General features: G+C 34.7%; 19 protein-coding genes. 2 read left to right on the top strand and 17 right to left on the bottom strand.

Going from position 1 to position 17,183, the window contains the following annotated elements; genetic code table 11:
* The first annotated feature begins 395 nt into the window (after positions 1 to 395).
* Positions 396 to 728, top strand: a complete 333-nt coding sequence (locus EAI80_RS04135; RefSeq protein ID WP_129981028.1) for a tyrosine-type recombinase/integrase — start codon at positions 396 to 398, stop codon at positions 726 to 728.
* 110 nt (positions 729 to 838) lie between these two features.
* Here EAI80_RS04135 and EAI80_RS04130 read toward each other — a convergent pair whose 3' ends face one another.
* Together EAI80_RS04130 and EAI80_RS04125 are read right to left on the bottom strand one after the other, a co-directional pair.
* Positions 839 to 2,446, bottom strand: a complete 1,608-nt coding sequence (locus EAI80_RS04130) for a DAK2 domain-containing protein (RefSeq protein WP_129981027.1) — start codon at positions 2,444 to 2,446, stop codon at positions 839 to 841.
* Positions 2,447 to 2,457: 11 nt separating this feature from the next.
* On the bottom strand, positions 2,458 to 2,811 hold the full coding sequence (locus tag EAI80_RS04125) for an Asp23/Gls24 family envelope stress response protein (protein WP_022425068.1): 354 nt from the start codon (positions 2,809 to 2,811) through the stop codon (positions 2,458 to 2,460).
* 234 nt (positions 2,812 to 3,045) lie between these two features.
* Here EAI80_RS04125 and rpmB point away from each other — a divergent pair, with 234 nt between their 5' ends.
* Positions 3,046 to 3,231: a 50S ribosomal protein L28 gene (rpmB, locus tag EAI80_RS04120; RefSeq protein WP_022425067.1), complete on the top strand. Its 186-nt coding sequence runs from the start codon at positions 3,046 to 3,048 to the stop codon at positions 3,229 to 3,231.
* Positions 3,232 to 3,265: 34 nt separating this feature from the next.
* Here rpmB and EAI80_RS04115 read toward each other — a convergent pair whose 3' ends face one another.
* The 15 genes from EAI80_RS04115 to rplU all read right to left on the bottom strand — a co-directional run bounded on the left by EAI80_RS04115 (position 3,266) and on the right by rplU (position 17,166).
* Positions 3,266 to 3,943, bottom strand: a complete 678-nt coding sequence (locus tag EAI80_RS04115; RefSeq protein ID WP_129981026.1) for a YjjG family noncanonical pyrimidine nucleotidase — start codon at positions 3,941 to 3,943, stop codon at positions 3,266 to 3,268.
* 50 nt (positions 3,944 to 3,993) lie between these two features.
* Entirely contained in the window at positions 3,994 to 5,118 is a 1,125-nt protein-coding gene (gene dnaJ, locus EAI80_RS04110; RefSeq protein WP_117459041.1) for a molecular chaperone DnaJ, read from the bottom strand.
* A 51-nt stretch (positions 5,119 to 5,169) separates the two neighbouring features.
* Entirely contained in the window at positions 5,170 to 6,984 is a 1,815-nt protein-coding gene (gene dnaK / locus EAI80_RS04105; RefSeq protein ID WP_022425790.1) for a molecular chaperone DnaK, read from the bottom strand.
* Positions 6,985 to 7,001: 17 nt separating this feature from the next.
* Complete coding sequence (grpE, locus tag EAI80_RS04100; protein WP_129981025.1) at positions 7,002 to 7,574, bottom strand: nucleotide exchange factor GrpE; 573 nt, start codon at positions 7,572 to 7,574, stop codon at positions 7,002 to 7,004.
* 13 nt (positions 7,575 to 7,587) lie between these two features.
* Complete coding sequence (gene hrcA, locus EAI80_RS04095) at positions 7,588 to 8,610, bottom strand: heat-inducible transcriptional repressor HrcA (RefSeq protein ID WP_129981024.1); 1,023 nt, start codon at positions 8,608 to 8,610, stop codon at positions 7,588 to 7,590.
* 124 nt (positions 8,611 to 8,734) lie between these two features.
* Entirely contained in the window at positions 8,735 to 9,826 is a 1,092-nt protein-coding gene (gene hemW, locus EAI80_RS04090; RefSeq protein ID WP_129981023.1) for a radical SAM family heme chaperone HemW, read from the bottom strand.
* 1 nt (position 9,827) lies between these two features.
* A complete protein-coding gene (gene holA, locus EAI80_RS04085; RefSeq protein ID WP_129981022.1) occupies positions 9,828 to 10,787 on the bottom strand; it encodes a DNA polymerase III subunit delta in 960 nt (319 codons plus the stop codon).
* Between the two features lie 41 nt (positions 10,788 to 10,828).
* On the bottom strand, positions 10,829 to 12,805 hold the full coding sequence (locus EAI80_RS04080; RefSeq protein ID WP_129981021.1) for a ComEC/Rec2 family competence protein: 1,977 nt from the start codon (positions 12,803 to 12,805) through the stop codon (positions 10,829 to 10,831).
* Complete coding sequence (locus EAI80_RS04075; RefSeq protein ID WP_129981020.1) at positions 12,796 to 13,266, bottom strand: helix-hairpin-helix domain-containing protein; 471 nt, start codon at positions 13,264 to 13,266, stop codon at positions 12,796 to 12,798. Before EAI80_RS04075 ends, EAI80_RS04080 begins: the two co-directional genes overlap by 10 nt.
* Before the next feature lie 19 nt (positions 13,267 to 13,285).
* On the bottom strand, positions 13,286 to 14,278 hold the full coding sequence (gene ruvB, locus EAI80_RS04070; protein WP_129981019.1) for a Holliday junction branch migration DNA helicase RuvB: 993 nt from the start codon (positions 14,276 to 14,278) through the stop codon (positions 13,286 to 13,288).
* Between the two features lie 15 nt (positions 14,279 to 14,293).
* The gene (gene ruvA, locus EAI80_RS04065) at positions 14,294 to 14,854 is read right to left on the bottom strand and encodes a Holliday junction branch migration protein RuvA (protein ID WP_129981018.1); all 561 of its coding nucleotides are present in this window, start codon (positions 14,852 to 14,854) and stop codon (positions 14,294 to 14,296) included.
* A 69-nt stretch (positions 14,855 to 14,923) separates the two neighbouring features.
* Positions 14,924 to 16,201: a GTPase ObgE gene (obgE, locus tag EAI80_RS04060; protein WP_129981017.1), complete on the bottom strand. Its 1,278-nt coding sequence runs from the start codon at positions 16,199 to 16,201 to the stop codon at positions 14,924 to 14,926.
* Positions 16,202 to 16,251: 50 nt separating this feature from the next.
* Entirely contained in the window at positions 16,252 to 16,533 is a 282-nt protein-coding gene (gene rpmA / locus EAI80_RS04055) for a 50S ribosomal protein L27 (RefSeq protein WP_022425801.1), read from the bottom strand.
* Positions 16,534 to 16,537: 4 nt separating this feature from the next.
* Positions 16,538 to 16,858 (bottom strand): ribosomal-processing cysteine protease Prp, encoded by a 321-nt coding sequence (locus EAI80_RS04050; RefSeq protein ID WP_129981016.1) that lies wholly within the window; start codon positions 16,856 to 16,858, stop codon positions 16,538 to 16,540.
* Positions 16,858 to 17,166, bottom strand: coding sequence for a 50S ribosomal protein L21 (rplU, locus tag EAI80_RS04045; RefSeq protein ID WP_022425803.1), 309 nt, complete (start codon positions 17,164 to 17,166; stop codon positions 16,858 to 16,860). The genes EAI80_RS04050 and rplU overlap by 1 nt, the downstream gene beginning before the upstream one ends.
* Between the last annotated feature and the right edge of the window lie 17 nt (positions 17,167 to 17,183).

Raw genomic sequence — 17,183 nt, 5'->3', positions numbered from 1 at the left:
GACAAATAGTCTATATCCTGAATATTTCTGCTCCACACTTCTCTTAAATCGTTACCTGTAGATTATGGGTATTCAAAAAAATTATTGATATATTTTTTAAATTTTTTCTTGATTTCTATTATCCAATTTTTTTCTTATAAAAATTGAGAATAAGGAGCCTGCGGTCGCGCGAATTGGGATAAAGGGGCATGCCCCTTTATCCCAATTCCTTAATTCCAGTTTCATTTTACAATTGAGGATTGATTTTAAAAATAAAGAAATTAATATCAACAAAACTATTAATTTTGTCGGAAAGGATCCAATTATTGGACCACCAAAAACAAATAACAGCTATCGAATACTAGGAATGTCTAATACCGTTTTTAACATTCTTAAAATGGTCCAACAAGAACAAAATGAAAAAAAAAAAACAATTTTTAAAAGAACAATATATTAATCCTAATATAGTTTTCTCTACTCCATTAGGAGATTATATACATAGAAATAATATCAATAAAAGATTAAACGCAGTAAAAAAAGGAACTGATTATGAATATATAACAGTTCACTTCTTAAGACATGCTAATGCAACATTGTTAATTATGAACGATGTAGATATAAAAGTAGTCTCTTCTCATCTAGGCCATAATGATATTCAAACAACAGCTAATATATATGCTGATGTCTTAAAATCCAAGGAACATCAGATAGCTCAACTAATCGAATTCAATCTTGAAGATGACCAATAAAAAACAGGCTTTTTTACTTAATATTTCCAAATTAGTGCGTAAATAAGCGTAAAATTTGAATATCAATCAAAAAAAGTGCTGATTATATCGGCACTTTTTGAGAATTGAATTTATTCAACACCAACAATAAATGAGTAAACTGGCTGTTTACCAACATGAACTTCACATTCTACATCTTCATAGTTTTCTTCAATGAAGCTTCTAGCTGCTTCCTGTTCTTCTTCTGTTACGTCTTCACCACAAATAAGTGTAACGATTTCAGAATCTTCATCTACAAGATTGCTTAAAACATTCTTTAATGCTTCTAGCTTATCTGGTACACAAGCCACAATCTTCTTTTCACATAAAGCCATATAGTTATTTGCTTTAATTTCTAAACCATCAATTGAAGTATCCTTGATTGCGAAAGTCACTTGACCAGTCTTTACATTTGCAATAGCTTCCTTCATTTCATCCACATTTTCATCTAATGTTGCTTCTGGATTATACATGATAGCAGCAGATAATCCCTGAGGAATAGTCTTAGTAGGTAATACCACAACGTCTACTTCTCCTTCTAATACTGTAGCCGCCTGCTGTGCAGTCATGACGATATTAGAGTTATTTGGAAGAATGATGACATGTTTTGCATTCACACCCTTGATTGCTTTAACGATATCTTCAGTTGCAGGGTTCATTGTCTGACCACCAGATACAACATGATCACAATTTAATTCAAGGAACATATCCTTAATACCATCACCTGCAGCCACAGAAATAAGAGCCATTTCCTTAGCAGGAGCCATTGGGATTTCTTCTTCAGATACTTCAGTATTCACTACAGTTACCTTAGTGAATTCACCAAAACGAAGACCTGTATTTAATGCATTACCAGGCTTTAATGTATCTACATTACCAATAACCTTATTATCTTTCTGTGCTACATCTACGTTCTTACCTGGTAAGTTCTTTAACTCATTGATGAAACCATCTAAGTTGAATGCATTCATCTTTCTTTCATCAATCTTTAATGTGAACTGTACACGATAACCATAAGGCTTTTCTTCTTCCTGTACAATTTCCACATCACTTGCGGCACCAACATTGTCTACTTTTTCAATCACTTCACCAGCAAGAGCAGCCATGAAACCAGTTAATACTAATAATAAACCAGCTCCTCCTGAGTCAACTACACCTACTTCTTTTAATACTGGAAGAAGTTCAGGTGTATTATCTAAAGACTTTTCAGCACTCTTTACAAAGTAAGAGAACCAGTCTTCAATTTCCATATCTGGCTGTACATACTTAGCAGCTACATCAGCAGATTCTCTGATAACTGTTAAGATTGTTCCTTCTACTGGACGCATAACTGCCTTATAAGCCACTTTAGCACCAGAAGAGAATGCATCAGATAATTCTGCAACATTGGCAGTTTCTTTGCCTTTAAGTGATTTAGCTACACCTCTAAAGATCTGAGAAAGAATAACACCAGAGTTACCTCTTGCTCCCATTAATAAGCCTTTAGAAAGAGTTTTAGCGATATCACCAATAGGTGTATCATCAGCAAGCTTTTCAACCTGTTCAGCCCCAGAATTGAATGTAAGAGACATATTAGTACCTGTATCTCCATCTGGTACTGGGAAGACGTTTAAAGCATCTACCTCAGGATGATTATTATGTAATACGATGGCCCCGCTTAAGACCATCTGTTTAAACATTTTACCGTTAATTTCCTTCATGCTTCATCCTCCTAGTCCATTACACGGATGCTCTGAACATAAACATTCACAGCTTCAACATCAATATCTAGAGTCTTTTCTAGTACATATTTAACTTTCTTCTGTACTTCATATACGATTTCAGAAATCTTCACACCGTAACCTACAATAATATAAAGATTAATAATAGAACCAGTCTGACCTTCTTCAACAACAATTCCTTTAGAATAATTATCTTTACCTAGAAGATCATAAAAACCATCCATCATCTTCTGGCTAGCCATACCTACAACACCATAACATTCTGTTGCAGCTCCGCCACAAATAGTAGCAATAACGTCAGTTGAAATATCTATATTTCCAAGATCAGTTGTTTTTTTAATCATATTGATTCCTCCATTTTTATTCTTTTTTCATAATAGTAATTATATATCATATACACAAACATTACAAACAATTAGGATTATAGCAAACAATAAAGATTTTTCAATCCTTATTTTGTCCATATATTCAACTTTTTTTACATTTTGGACAGATTAATTAAAAAAATGATTGATTTTTGATGAGGTAGATGGTAAGATACACGAGTATGTGAAACAAGTAAAAGGATGGTGAATTCAATGTCTAGAAAATGTCAGCTTAGCGGTAAAGGACCTATGTCTGGTAACAACCGTTCTCATGCATTAAACGCTACAAGAAGAAAGTGGAATGTTAACTTACAGAAAGCTACTGTCATCATCGATGGTAAGCCTACAAAGGTAAGAGTTTCTGCAAGACAGTTAAGAACTTTAAGAAAGAGCGCTTAATCGATATAATAATAGAGGCTGGCAACAGCCTCTTTTATTTTACTACGTCTAACACTTTTATAAGTTTGTCTATTTCGTATGTGACAGCTTGAGAAGTGTTTTTTTGATGTCCTGGATTAAAGTAGCATGTATCAATTCCTGCGTTCTCTCCACCCTTTATATCACTTGTAAGTGAATCTCCGATAATAATTGTGGTATCAGGATCATAGTGGGTCTTTTCTTTAATATAATTAAAGTATGTAATATCTGGCTTTTCATGCCCTACATCTTCTGAGATGAATATATCATCAAATAAGTCATAAAGCCCTGTACCCTTTAATTTGCCTAACTGAGCGACTTTTGAGCCATTTGATGCTGCATACTGCTTGCAATGTGGTTTAAGTGCCAAAATGACTTCTAAGGCGAATTCATTCAAACAATAATAAGTACCTAATGCTTCCTGATAATCCTTATTAAACTGAACACCATCAATAGAAACATTAAGTAATATAAAAAAGTCTACAAAACGTTTCACCATGAGTTCATTTCTTCTTGAATGATCCTTTTCAATCATCTTCCAGCATTCTTTATTAATCTTTTTGTATTCTTCAAATTGTGCTTCTGTCATAGATACGCCATGCTTCTCTAAACATTTTTCCATGCTGATTCTTTCAGACATTTCAAAATTAAGAAGTGTGCCATCTATATCCCATAATATAGTTTTATATTTCATAATGTCCTCCTTATTTCATTATACAAAAAAGATAGGAATACTCAATATCCCTATCTCTTGAATGATTTCTTAAATTGATCAAAAATAGATTCTTTTTCATCTAATTCTTTAAGTTTTGTATAAAGGTCTTTTTCTTTCTTGCTTAACTTCTTAGGAATAGAAACGTTAACCTGAACATACTGATCACCATAAGTATCACCACGCATGTTCTTGACACCTTTACCCTTAAGTCTCATGACTGTACCAGTCTGTGTTCCTGCTGGAATCTTCATAGTGACATCACCATAAACAGTAGGTACTTCAACTTCACAGCCAAGAGTTGCATCTACTGCAGAAACTGGAACTGATATAGAAATATCATTACCGTTTCTCACAAAGTATTTATGTGGACGTACATAGATTTCTACATATAAGTCACCATTAGGTCCACCATTGACACCACGCTGTCCTTTACCAGCGACACGCAACTGCTGATGAGAATTAATACCAGCTGGGATTGTTAATTCTACAGTGACATTCTTATTAATATATCCTGAACCATGACAATGTGGGCACTTATCCTTGACTACCTTACCTGTACCATGACAGTCTGGGCAGACTGATTCATTAATGATAGTACCAAATGGTGAACGCTGCTGTACTCTAATACGTCCTGTTCCACCACATCTAGAACATGTATGCACATCATTAGGATTCTTAGCACCTGTACCATGACAATGAGAACACTGTTCATCATAGTTAATCTTAAGTTCAGTCTTTTTACCTTTGATAGCATCCATGAAATCAATTTCTATCTGAACATAACGGTCTTCACCTTTTTGTGGTCCTGTAGGTCTTCTAGAACGTGACTGTCCTCCGCCAAAGAATGAACCGAAGATATCGCCAAAGTCCATATCTTCAAATCCGCCAAATCCCTGGCCACCAAATCCTCCAGCACCTGCACCACCCTGTTCAAATGCTGCATGTCCATAACGGTCATAAGCAGCCTTCTTATTCTCATCAGAAAGAACTTCATAGGCTTCATTAACTTCCTTGAACTTATCTGCTGCATCTGGCGCTTTATTCACATCAGGGTGATATTTCTTTGCCATCTTACGATAGGCACGTTTTATTTCATCTTTTGAAGCATCCCTAGATACACCAAGGACTTCATAGTAATCTCTCTTATCTGCCATAAATTACACCTCATTTAATATAAGCCAAGGGGATTGCCCTTGGCTTTCTTGTTAGTTCTTTTCAGTAAAGTCTGCATCAACGAAATCATCGTTATTGTTGTTAGATGAAGTGTCTGCACCTGCTGTATTACCAGCATTCTGCTGCTGATACTGAGCAGCAGCCATCTGCTGAGCGATCTGTTCAAGTTCACTCATCTTAGATTCAAGAGTAGCCATATCATTATTGTCTAATGCAGTCTTAAGTTCATCTCTTAAAGCTGTAGCCTGGTTCTTCTGATCTTCTGGAAGGTTAGCACCCTGTTCAGCTAAAGCCTTATCAATCTGGTTAATCATAGCTTCTGCTTTGTTCTTAGTTTCGATGTCTTTACGTTTCTTTTCATCGTCAGCTTTATTGCTTTCAGCTTCCTTAACCATTCTATCGATTTCTTCTTCACTTAAACCTGTAGAGTTCTGAATAGTGATAGACTGTTCTTTGTTTGTCTTCATATCTTTTGCTTTAACATTTACGATACCGTTAACGTCGATATCAAATGATACTTCAATCTGAGGAATGCCTCTTGGAGCTGGTTCAATACCATCAAGTTTAAATAAGCCTAACTGCTTATTATCTTTAGCCATTGCACGTTCACCCTGTAGTACGTTAATATCTACAGCTGGCTGGTTGTCAGCAGCAGTTGAGAAGATCTGTGATTTAGTAGTTGGGATAGTTGTGTTACGAGGGATTAATACTGTCATAACACCACCCATAGTTTCGATACCAAGTGATAATGGTGTAACATCAAGTAATACGACATCCTTAACATCACCAGTGATAACACCACCCTGGATTGCAGCACCCATAGATACTACTTCATCAGGGTTAACTGACTTGTTAGGTTCTTTTCCTAATAATCTCTTAACTGATTCCTGTACTGCAATGATACGAGTAGAACCCCCAACTAGTAAGATCTGATCGATTTCAGATGCAGATACTTTCGCATCAGTTAATGCCTGTCTTACTGGAACTTCTGTTTTAGCAACTAAATCAGCTGTTAATTCATCAAATTTAGCTCTTGTAAGAGTCATATCTAAATGAAGTGGTCCATTAGCACCAGCAGTGATATATGGTAATGAGATCTGAGTCTGCATCATACCAGATAAGTCTTTCTTAGCCTTTTCTGCAGCATCTTTAACTCTCTGCATAGCCATCTTATCAGCACTTAAATCAACACCGTTTTCTTTCTTGAATTCAGAAACCATGTAGTCCATAACTTTCTTATCGAAGTCATCACCACCTAAGCGGTTGTTACCTGCAGTGGCTAATACATCAAATGTACCATCATATAAGTCAAGGATAGAAACATCGAATGTTCCTCCACCTAAGTCATATACTAATACTTTCTGTTCCTGTTCAGTTTTATCTACACCATAAGCAAGTGCTGCTGCTGTAGGTTCATTGATAATACGTTCAACATCAAGGCCTGCAATCTTACCAGCATCCTTAGTAGCCTGACGCTGAGCATCATTGAAGTAAGCTGGAACTGTGATAACAGCCTTAGTTACTTTTTCACCTAAATAGCTTTCAGCAGTAGCCTTTAAGTTCTGAAGAATCATTGCTGAAATTTCTTCTGGTGTATAATCACGACCATTTACATGTTCTTTATAGTTTGTACCCATATGTCTCTTGATTGATGCTACAGTATCAGGATTTGTAACAGCCTGACGCTTTGCAGCTTCACCAACGATGATTTCACCGTTCTTGAATGCAACAACCGATGGAGTTGTTCTCATTCCTTCTGGATTTGCAATTACTTTTGCTTCACCATTTTCCATAACACTGACACATGAATTTGTTGTACCTAAATCAATACCAATAATTTTACTCATAATAAGTTCTCCTCCTATTAATCCTTATTCACTTTCACTAAAGTTGCTCTAATTACTCTATCTTTTAACATATAACCTTTTTGTAATTCTTCAGTCACAATATTTGGACCAAAGTCAGGATTATCATCCTGCATGACTGCCTGGTGCATATTTGGATCAAATTCCTTACCCTGTGCTTCAATCACAGTTACACCATTCTTACCAAGAATATTCATTAACTGGTTCAAAATCATCTTATTACCCTTAAGAATATTCTTACCTTCTTCGCTTTCAGGCTCAACAGTTAATGATCTTTCATAGTTATCAATAACTGGTAGTAACTCTTCAATAAAAGACTGCATTGCATACTTTAACTGATTCGCGTGTTCATTTTTAAGTCTTTTCTTTAAGTTTTCCATATCAGCGAATACTTTATAATAATCTGTCTTCCACTTGTTGATTTGAGATTCTAAATCCTTAATCTTTTCATCTTTAGGATCTACTGTTTCTTCAGCTGTTTCTTCAGTTGTTTCTTCTTTTACTTCTTCAGCTTCTTCCTTAGTAGATTCTTCAACAGTTTCTTCTGCTTCTTTCTTCATTTCTTCTGCCATGGTCTCACCTCTTCTACTCATCATTTTCCTTGATGATTCTTTCTATATTTTCAGTAATATATTCTACAAGCGATACAACTTTCTTGTAAGGCATACGTGTTGGACCGATTACAGAAATCGTTCCTTTACTAGCTCCTCCTGTATCAAAAGAAGATGAAATAACTGATACATCATCAAGTCCAGATACATTTGAATCATCACCAATCAATACCTTGATGCCATCATCATCAGTTGGTGGTAAGAAATTCCAGTTTGATGAATTTTCAAATGCACTCACTAATTTTCTTAACTTGTTGACATCATTGTATTCTGGTTGATACAGCAAATGATCTTTACCAGAGAAATATACATTGTTTCTTGCAAACTTCATAAATGCTTCTAAGAAAGCATTAAACAAGATTTCATGTTCCTTGATTCTCGTATTGAGGATTGGCTTGACATCGTTTTCTAATCTATCTGCCACCTGATTGATTGGTGTGCCAACTAATGTGTCATTCATTACCGCCACACAAGATTGTAAATCATCCAAACTCAATGTCTCAGATAAAGTGAAAACTCGATTTTCTACATGTCCCTTATCCGTTACAATAATCGCAGTGACATTACGCGTCCCAATTGGAACAAGTGTAATGTTCTGCAGACATTCATAACTTGAATTAGGTCCTAGAGCAACCGCCGTCAGATTAGTCAACTGGCTTAACATTTCGCAGCTTTCTTTAATCAAACTATTCAATGATTGATGTGTATCACTAAAGATAGTTGCAACCTGATTCTTCACCTGTTCGTCGACATTTGGCTGAAGCAAAGTATTTACATAATAGTAATATCCCTTCTTAGAAGGAACACGGCCAGAAGATGTATGTGTCTTCACTAGAAAACCAAGTTCTTCAAGCTTGCTCATTTCATTTCGAATAGTGGCGCTTGAATATGGTAATTCATATTTTGTCATCAGAAGCTTAGATCCAACAGGTTCTGCTGTTTCAATAAACTCTTCGACAATATATTTAAATATAAGCATTTGTCTTGCCGAAAGCATCCCAAGCACCTCCTTAGCACTCTTTTTCCTCTTGTGCTAGATTCATTATACATTCTTTTTTAGCAGTGTCAAGACTTTAGTGCTAGTTTATATTAAAAAGGGGTTCTCTTATTTGAGAAACCACTTATTCTGGTAAGAAATCTAGAAGAATGGAATTAAGAAGATCGAGTGTATCATTTGTTTTCAAATGATTGTTTTCAATAATCAACGAATGATTACCTAGGTTCTTAGTAAGAGCTTCTTTATAGACATCTTCTACAGAACAATGATATCTTCTTTTAAATTCATCAAGGTCTAATCCTTCTTTTAGACGTAAAGACATCATAAGATAATTAAACATTGTATCTTCAATTGTTTCTTTTTCTATATATATTGTATTCTTCCCCTTCAAGTAATCAGTAAGACTACGCGAGTGAGAAATAAGTTCATCATCTATTTTACCTGTCGCACCAATGCCCACACCATAATAATTATCATAATGCCAATAAACTTTATTATGTTCTGATTCATGATTTCCTAACGCAAAGTTAGAGACTTCATAGCGATGAAAACCAGCATGAGAAAGTGTCTCTACAATATAATCACTCCACTTTCCTTCTGTCTCTTCATCAAGAGGTTCATAGTTGTCATAAAGTCTTGTATGTTCCTCCAATATAAGTGAATAATAAGATAAATGATTAATAGGAAGTGATAAGGCAGTCTTTAAATCTTCTTGGACATCTTCTAATGTCTGATTAGGAAGTCCATACATGAGATCAATAGAGATATGCTTAAAGCCTATAGAGCATGCATTTCTTATTACTTCTTGCGCAATATCAGAAGTATGATAACGTTCAATCCTTTTTAATAAATCATTATTAAATGTCTGTACACCAACGCTTATTCGATTCACACCATGAGTATGCATACATTCTAGTTTATCAAGCGTTGCTGATTCAGGATTGACTTCTATTGTATATTCGAGAGTATCATCCCCTACAAAAGGATCAACCATACTTAATAATGTGTCTAATTGTTTTAAAGAAAGAGCACTTGGTGTGCCTCCTCCTATATAAATAGTTCTCATAATATGATGAGGAAGAGCGTTAAGTTCTTCCTTTAATCGTTCTAGATATTTTAAGACAAACTCTTCACGATAATAGACCTTTGCGAAATCGCAATAAGAACAGATATGATCACAAAAAGGAATATGAATATAAAGTGCTTTTGTTTCCATATTATATCCTCATCAAGAAGAGTTCTAATCCTCTAAATTTATCTACTGTACCTGTCTTGATTGCATAATCCAGTTCTGATAAGTCATAAAGTTTTTCCATGAGTTCAGTAATATCAAAATGTGCTGCATTTTTACGAATTGGATAGATAGCACGAGGATTAAGACCTAGTGCTGAGGCAATATCATTATCACGATATCCCTTCTTGCTCATAATAGAGACCTGGTAGAGATTACGTAACGCATTCGCAATTAAACCAATGAGTTCTAAAGGATCATGTTTCTTAGAGATTAAGTCTTGATAAACACGCATTGTATTTCTTAAATCATGATTCAATAATGCATTAGTTAACTTAAAAACATCCTCTTCAACTCGTGGTGGGACTAATCTTTCAACATCTTCTTTCTTTATACTATGTGTATAGAGACATAATTTCTCTACCTGATTAGAAATAGTCAAAAGATCATTTCCACAGCGTTCTAGTAATAAAGCAAGAGCATTGTCTTCAATAGAGGCATTTCTATGAACAATGGCTTCTCTAGTAGCCTTATAAAGCTGATTGAAGGTTAATTTCTCTATTTCATACCATTTCGCGTTTTTACGTAATGATTTAACTACTTTTTTTCTTTCATCAAAGTTACGCTGATCATGATATATTACAAATAATGTTGTTGGATTATCATGTTCAATATAATCTAAAAATAACTTGATATCTTCATCTGTGACTAGCTTCTTTTTAGGCTTCTCTTTTGTAAGAAAGATTGGATTCTTTAATACAACCATCTTATATTCTGTTAAGAAAGGTTGTGTTAAAGCATCTTCAATAATGTCCTTCATAGGTGTTTCACCTGCATGATAGACCATATAGTTCATATCATCGCTTGTACATTGATATTTCTTTTTTAAGTCTTCTAATCTTTGTGCACGTAATAGTTTTTCTTCTCCATATAATACAATATTCATAGTTCTCCATCCTTTTGTCCTATTCTACCATATATTCATGATTAACGGTAAATAAGATGTTCTCCTAAATAAGTGATAATAGAAAAGCTACCATCAAGATCTGTACGCAGTATTTTAATCTTTCTTTCTTCTAATCGTTTAATGACAATATGAGCTGGATGCCCATAGAGATTATGTTCTCCTACACCAATCATTGCGATACGAGGATGAACCATTTGAAAGAATGTTACAGAAGAAGAATAACCACTGCCATGATGTGCAACCTTTAAGACATCCACATCTATTTTCCCATATTTCTTATAGAGGTCTTCTTCTACATTACTTGGGATATCGCCTGTAAATAAATAATTATAGCCTCCTGTTGTGACTAACATCACTAATGAGTTTTCATTAGTAGAAGGATAGATAACATCACTTTTGAGCATCTTGATTGTAATGAGCTTATTCTTCTCTTCTTTTTGATAGGTATCAACAACACGCTTGACTTTATATTTCTTCTTTAATGAATCTAATGCACCATAGTGATCATAATCATGATGAGAGATATAAACTCTATCAATACACGGAACACCTTGAGATTTAAGAAATGGAATCACATTATGAGAGGCAATATCATATTCCCTATTACCACCTGTATCAATCAAATAATTTCCTTGATTAAAAGGGAGACGAATGAGTGAACAATCTCCCTGTCCTACATCAATAGTAGAGACCTGCGTGTAAGGTTTATAGATACTATATATATGGAAGCTGATCAGTAGTGCGCACAACAATGACATAGAAAGTTGAATACTTTTCTTTTCTTCTAATAATAAGAAGATATTAAACAAGATAATGTAATAAAGAATAATAAATGAGAATGTTGGTTTTTGAAAAATGATTTCAGCATTGAATGAAGTAATAAAGGTAAGAATCATCTGCTGGTAGCCAATCATCATCTTCATAATCAGATCTATTGGAAAAATAAGAGAGAGAAGTGTCACAATATAGAAACAGGATATAAAAGGAGAAAGAAGAACTGTTAAGAAATAAGAAAAGATATTAATAGAGAAATTAAGTGAGAGGACAATAGGAATACCACCTAAATAAATAAGGAAAGAGCGGTATGGGAAATGTTTGGTCATAATGACAAGAAAATAAATAAAATATGAAAAGATAAAAGAAATACTAAAGATGATATAAGGATTCTTAATAACATTAACTAAAACAAGAAGTGATAAAACATCTAGTTGATTGAACTTCTCCTTCACAAGATCATAGATAACAAGCATATAAAAGGCACGATAAAGAGATATATTATAAGGTATAGAAAAAACATAAAATCCTATAAGTACTTTAATGATGATATCTGCAATATCATCACGTATAAATGATTTAATAAGACTGAGACATTTATAGAGTAAATGAATATGCATTCCTGAAAGAGCAAACATATGTACGAGAGAAAGACTTGTGAGGAGTGAATAGTCTTCTTTAATGGCTTCATCTTTAATGCCTAAGATAAACAGCTTCTGGTAGCTTTTAATAGATTTTGAAGAAGAAAACTGTTTTTCTAATAATTGATAAAAGGACGGATGGGATGAGACAGAAGTAATATGGGTGATTTTAGCCTTTGCGACGATATTGTTAGCTTTGAATGAATGATATTCATCATAACCTATAGGATCTTTACGATGATTGATTTCTAGAAAGTTCAATTTAACGAGTACTTCATCATTATATTGAAACGTATGATCTGTATAAGCTTTAATCTTCCCATAATCTGTATTTAAAATAACATAATTATCTCTTATATCTTTCACCTTTCCAGAAACAATAGAAGACACTTCTGTTGATGTGGCTGGTCTAAGTATAATTGGTAATAAAAAAAGAAGAAATAACATCTTTCTTCCAAATCGTTTTACTAGATAAATTAAATAAGCTAATAGAAATATATAAAATAAAGGATGAACAAGATAAGCAACAGATAGTAATAAGACAAATACTGCATAATATACTAAATGATATCTTAAAGGCATAAGTAATCACGGTAGATGAGATATTTCTTCTCACCGATTCCTTGTATATTCATAATGTCTTCTATTGTATAAAAGGGCTGTGTATGCCTATAGTCTATAAACTTCTGTGCTGTTTTCTCTCCTACTCCTTTTAATGTCATAAAGTCTTCTATTGTTCCTTTATTGAGTGAAATCATATTTGCTCTTTTTTCTGGTAAGTAAAGACGCATCTCTGCCTGAATACTTCTATTCATATTCAAAGAATCCATGCAAGCATTTTCTTTAACTCCAACTTCCTTAACTAAATCACTCATTGTCATCCCTTCTTTTATAGGGACTTCTCCTGTCTTGTTAAAAGCACCTTCTAATGTAATATAGACTTCTGATTTTTGTGTTGAGCCGACCTTCTCAGGCTTTTGATAACCATATATAAATGAGGCAATACTTAGAAGAATCAGCCCTATAATCTTAATTTGACGCATAAAAAAAAAGAGAATTAAATTAATTCTCTCTTGTAATATGAAAATGCCTATAAGCAAGATCTGTCGCAATTCTGCCTCTTGAAGTACGTTTGATCAAGCCTTTTTGTAGTAAGTAAGGTTCATAGACATCTTCTAATGTCATTCTTTCTTCACCAACGCTTGCAGCAAGTGCTTCTAATCCTACAGGGCCGCCTTGGAAACGATTGATGATACCAAGCAAATATTTATGATCAACATCATCTAGTCCTAGATTATCTACTTTTAAACGGTCCAATGCCTGCATTGTACGGTCTTTAGTAATGATTTCATCACCATAGAACTGAGCAAAATCTCTGACACGTCTAAAGAGTCTATTCGCAATACGTGGCGTTCCTCTTGAACGTCTGGCAAGTTCCATCTTGGCTTCTTCTTCCATGACCATACCATAGACTTTACTTGTACGAGAAATAATATCTCGGAGTTCTTCATCCTTATAATAATCAAGTTTAGCTACAATACCAAAACGATCACGCAATGGGGCAGAAATATCTCCTGCACGTGTAGTCGCTCCTACTAATGTGAAAGGGGGTAAATCAATACGTACAGAACGTGTTGTCGCATCTTTACCAATCATAACGTCTACACAGAAATCTTCCATTGCAGGATATAGTATTTCTTCTACAACTTTATTTAAACGATGAATTTCATCAATAAAGAGTACATCACCTGGTTCAAGAGATGTAAGTAATGCAACAAGGTCTCCTGTTTTTTCAATAGAAGGTCCTGTTGTAATCTTGATATGCGTTCCCATTTCATTCGCAATAATCATTGACATTGTGGTTTTACCTAGTCCTGGAGGGCCATAGAATAAAACATGATCAAGTGTTTCATCACGCATCTTTGCAGCGCCTACAAAAACACGAAGGTTTTCTTTTAAATCATGCTGACCGACATATTCATCAAAAGAAGCCGGTCTTAAAGAACTTTCTTCATCTTCGATATGTTCATTTGTATCTAAAATATCACGATCCATAAGATTCTCCTTTCATTATTGTGTTAATAAAGCTAATGCACGTTTCACATAACCATTAGTGTCTAGATTTTCACTAGATAATACTTTCATTGCTTTTTCTACATCATTTTGTTTATAGCCTAATGCGATTAATACTTCAGTGGCTTCTTCATAATCTGGAGAACCAAGAGGCTTCATTGCACGTTTATCAAACTTTCCATGCAAATCAAGGATAATCTGCTGTGCAGCTTTAGGACCAATCCCAGGTATCTTCTTAAGATATGCTGTATTTTTACCTTCTATCGCATCAATAATTGCATCAATCTCACCTGTCGCAAGAATACCAATAGCTGTCTTACAGCCTATCCCTTTTACAAGAATAAGTTTCTGAAATAATTCTTTTTCTTCTTTTTTCTTAAAGCCAAATAAAGTAATATCATCCTCTTTGACCTGCTGATAGATATAGACTGTTGCATCATCACCCTTTTTAAAATTATAGGGGTTGGATACATGTACCTCATAACCTATTCCATGATTATCTATGACAATATGATCTGAATATAAATCTGCAATGATTCCTTTGATATAACTATACATAAAAATCTCCTTTACGCATTTCCTAATTCTATCATATGTCAAAAAAAAATACCATTTCTAGAAATGGTATTAATTATAAAATTCAAATTCGAAGTCATATAAGCGTACAGTATCGCCATCTTCACAGCCAGCTTCCCTTAATGCATCATCAATACCCATATTACGGATTTGTAATGCGAATCTCTGGAAGCCATCATCTGTAGTAAATGAGGCCATCTGTACAAGTCTTTCAACCTTCTTACCAGTAACTTCCCATACACCATTACCTTTATTATGAATAGTGAATGGTTTTTCTTCTTCCTTATAAGTATAAAGAACACTTTCCTGTTCTTCTTCCTGATTAAAGAAGTCTGGAGCAGTTTCTAATGCATCAGCAACTGCATAAAGAACAGCGTCGATACCTTCATGAATTGGTGCAATAATTGGGAATACTTTCTGATCTCCAAGCTTTTCCTTGAATTTCTTTAAGTTTTCTTCTGCTTCATCACCATCCATCTTATTAGCCACAATAATCTGTGGTCTTTCCAATAGGCGATATTCATATTCACCTAATTCTTTATTAATAGTGACATAATCTTCATAAGGATCTCTGCCTTCGCTGCCGCTCATATCAATGACATGAACAATAACACGACATCTTTCGATATGTCTTAAGAACTGATGACCTAAACCCTTACCCTGTGATGCGCCTTCAATAAGACCAGGTAAGTCAGCCATAACAAATGAACGACCATCCTTAACCTGTACAACACCTAAATTAGGTACGATAGTAGTAAAGTGATAATCAGCAATCTGTGGTCTTGCCTTTGAAACAACAGATAATAAAGTAGACTTACCAACACTTGGGAATCCTACTAATCCAACATCTGCAAGTAGTTTTAATTCTACTCTTAGATTGAATTTTTCACCCGGTTCGCCATTTTCACAGATCTTAGGTGCTGGGTTACGTGATGAAGCAAATCTTGCATTCCCTCGACCGCCACGGCCACCTTTTGCGATTACAGCATGCTGACCATCCTTTGTAAGGTCGGCAATAATATTGCCTGTTTCGTCATCATAAACACAAGTTCCTACTGGTACTCTGATAACTAAATCATCAGCATCAGCACCATGCATCTTTTTAGCATGACCTTTTTCACCATTTTGAGCCTTGTATTCACGATAATATCTTAAATCTAACAAAGTTGATAATGAGTTTGTTGCAACGAAGATAACACTTCCGCCACGACCTCCATCTCCTCCAGATGGTCCTCCCTTTGGAACATGCGCTTCACGTCTGAAAGCAACTGTACCATTACCTCCAGTACCTGCTTGAACATAAATCTTAACGCGATCAATAAATTTCATGTATCCACCTTCTTTCTTTAAAAAAAGAATCCCATGGGGGATTCTTGAGATTAAGCTACAGGGTAAACAGATACCTGTTTCTTGTTTTTACCAAGTCTTTCGTATTTAACGACACCATCAACTTTAGCGAATAAAGTATCGTCTCCACCTTTACCAACATTAGTACCAGGATGAACCTTAGTACCTCTCTGTCTATAAATAATTGAACCAGCTGTGCAAGTCTGTCCATCAGAAAGCTTAGCACCTAGACGCTTTGATTCAGAGTCACGACCGTTCTTAGTAGAACCTACACCCTTTTTAGAAGCGAATAACTGTAAATCTAACTTTAACATAGTATTATACCTCCCTAGTGTTAATTTTAACATATTGTTCATATGAGTATTCAACAGTTTCTAGAATTTTTAATAAAGTTTCTAGAATAATCTGATAATCTTCACGATTATTGAATATCTCGAAATAAGAGTAACCACTCTCAACATTGGCAAGATTGCCATCTTTCATGAAGCCTTTAGCTTCAAGCATATTGTAAATACCTACCACTGCGGTACTGATACCAGCACATGCAAGATCTTTACCATATTCATCTTGACCAGCATGTCCTTCAACCTTAATTGATTGAATCTGACCTGCATGGCAAACGACATCTACGTGAGTCATTAAGCGTTGATTTCTTTGATTGTTAGCTTAGTATAAGGCTGTCTATGACCCTGTTTCTTATGATAATGCTTCTTTGGCTTATACTTGAATACAGTGATCTTCTTTTCCTTACCCTGTTTTTCAACAGTTGCAGTAACCTTAGCACCTTCTACGTAAGGATGACCAACTTTAACACCGTTATCACCAACTAAAAGAACCTTTTCGAAAGTGTATTCAGTGCCTTCTTCAACATCTAACTTTTCTACAAAAATAGTATCTCCAGCTTCAACCTTTAACTGTTTTCCACCAGTTTCAATAATTGCGTACATCAGTGTACCTCCTTCAT

This window comes from Catenibacterium sp. co_0103 (assembly GCF_004168205.1).
Taxonomy (GTDB): domain Bacteria; phylum Bacillota_I; class Bacilli_A; order Erysipelotrichales; family Coprobacillaceae; genus Catenibacterium; species Catenibacterium mitsuoka_A.
The sequence above is the reverse complement of the archived record's forward strand: the minus strand, read 5'-3'. Positions and strand labels throughout refer to the sequence as shown.

What these genes read in the sequence shown, in the direction of transcription:
- rplU (WP_022425803.1), bottom strand. Translation starts at nt 17,166, where the DNA reads ATGTACGCAATTATTGAAACTGGTGGAAAACAGTTAAAGGTTGAAGCT.
- rpmA (WP_022425801.1), bottom strand. Translation starts at nt 16,533, where the DNA reads ATGTTAAAGTTAGATTTACAGTTATTCGCTTCTAAAAAGGGTGTAGGT.
- obgE (WP_129981017.1), bottom strand. Translation starts at nt 16,201, where the DNA reads ATGAAATTTATTGATCGCGTTAAGATTTATGTTCAAGCAGGTACTGGA.
- EAI80_RS04130 (WP_129981027.1), bottom strand. Translation starts at nt 2,446, where the DNA reads ATGAAGGAAATTAACGGTAAAATGTTTAAACAGATGGTCTTAAGCGGG.
- dnaK (WP_022425790.1), bottom strand. Translation starts at nt 6,984, where the DNA reads ATGAGTAAAATTATTGGTATTGATTTAGGTACAACAAATTCATGTGTC.
- EAI80_RS04135 (WP_129981028.1), top strand. Translation starts at nt 396, where the DNA reads ATGAAAAAAAAAAAACAATTTTTAAAAGAACAATATATTAATCCTAAT.
- EAI80_RS04125 (WP_022425068.1), bottom strand. Translation starts at nt 2,811, where the DNA reads ATGATTAAAAAAACAACTGATCTTGGAAATATAGATATTTCAACTGAC.
- EAI80_RS04115 (WP_129981026.1), bottom strand. Translation starts at nt 3,943, where the DNA reads ATGAAATATAAAACTATATTATGGGATATAGATGGCACACTTCTTAAT.
- EAI80_RS04050 (WP_129981016.1), bottom strand. Translation starts at nt 16,858, where the DNA reads ATGACTCACGTAGATGTCGTTTGCCATGCAGGTCAGATTCAATCAATT.
- dnaJ (WP_117459041.1), bottom strand. Translation starts at nt 5,118, where the DNA reads ATGGCAGATAAGAGAGATTACTATGAAGTCCTTGGTGTATCTAGGGAT.
- holA (WP_129981022.1), bottom strand. Translation starts at nt 10,787, where the DNA reads ATGAATATTGTATTATATGGAGAAGAAAAACTATTACGTGCACAAAGA.
- EAI80_RS04075 (WP_129981020.1), bottom strand. Translation starts at nt 13,266, where the DNA reads ATGCGTCAAATTAAGATTATAGGGCTGATTCTTCTAAGTATTGCCTCA.
- grpE (WP_129981025.1), bottom strand. Translation starts at nt 7,574, where the DNA reads ATGGCAGAAGAAATGAAGAAAGAAGCAGAAGAAACTGTTGAAGAATCT.
- ruvB (WP_129981019.1), bottom strand. Translation starts at nt 14,278, where the DNA reads ATGGATCGTGATATTTTAGATACAAATGAACATATCGAAGATGAAGAA.
- hrcA (WP_129981024.1), bottom strand. Translation starts at nt 8,610, where the DNA reads ATGCTTTCGGCAAGACAAATGCTTATATTTAAATATATTGTCGAAGAG.
- ruvA (WP_129981018.1), bottom strand. Translation starts at nt 14,854, where the DNA reads ATGTATAGTTATATCAAAGGAATCATTGCAGATTTATATTCAGATCAT.
- rpmB (WP_022425067.1), top strand. Translation starts at nt 3,046, where the DNA reads ATGTCTAGAAAATGTCAGCTTAGCGGTAAAGGACCTATGTCTGGTAAC.
- EAI80_RS04080 (WP_129981021.1), bottom strand. Translation starts at nt 12,805, where the DNA reads ATGCCTTTAAGATATCATTTAGTATATTATGCAGTATTTGTCTTATTA.
- hemW (WP_129981023.1), bottom strand. Translation starts at nt 9,826, where the DNA reads ATGGAAACAAAAGCACTTTATATTCATATTCCTTTTTGTGATCATATC.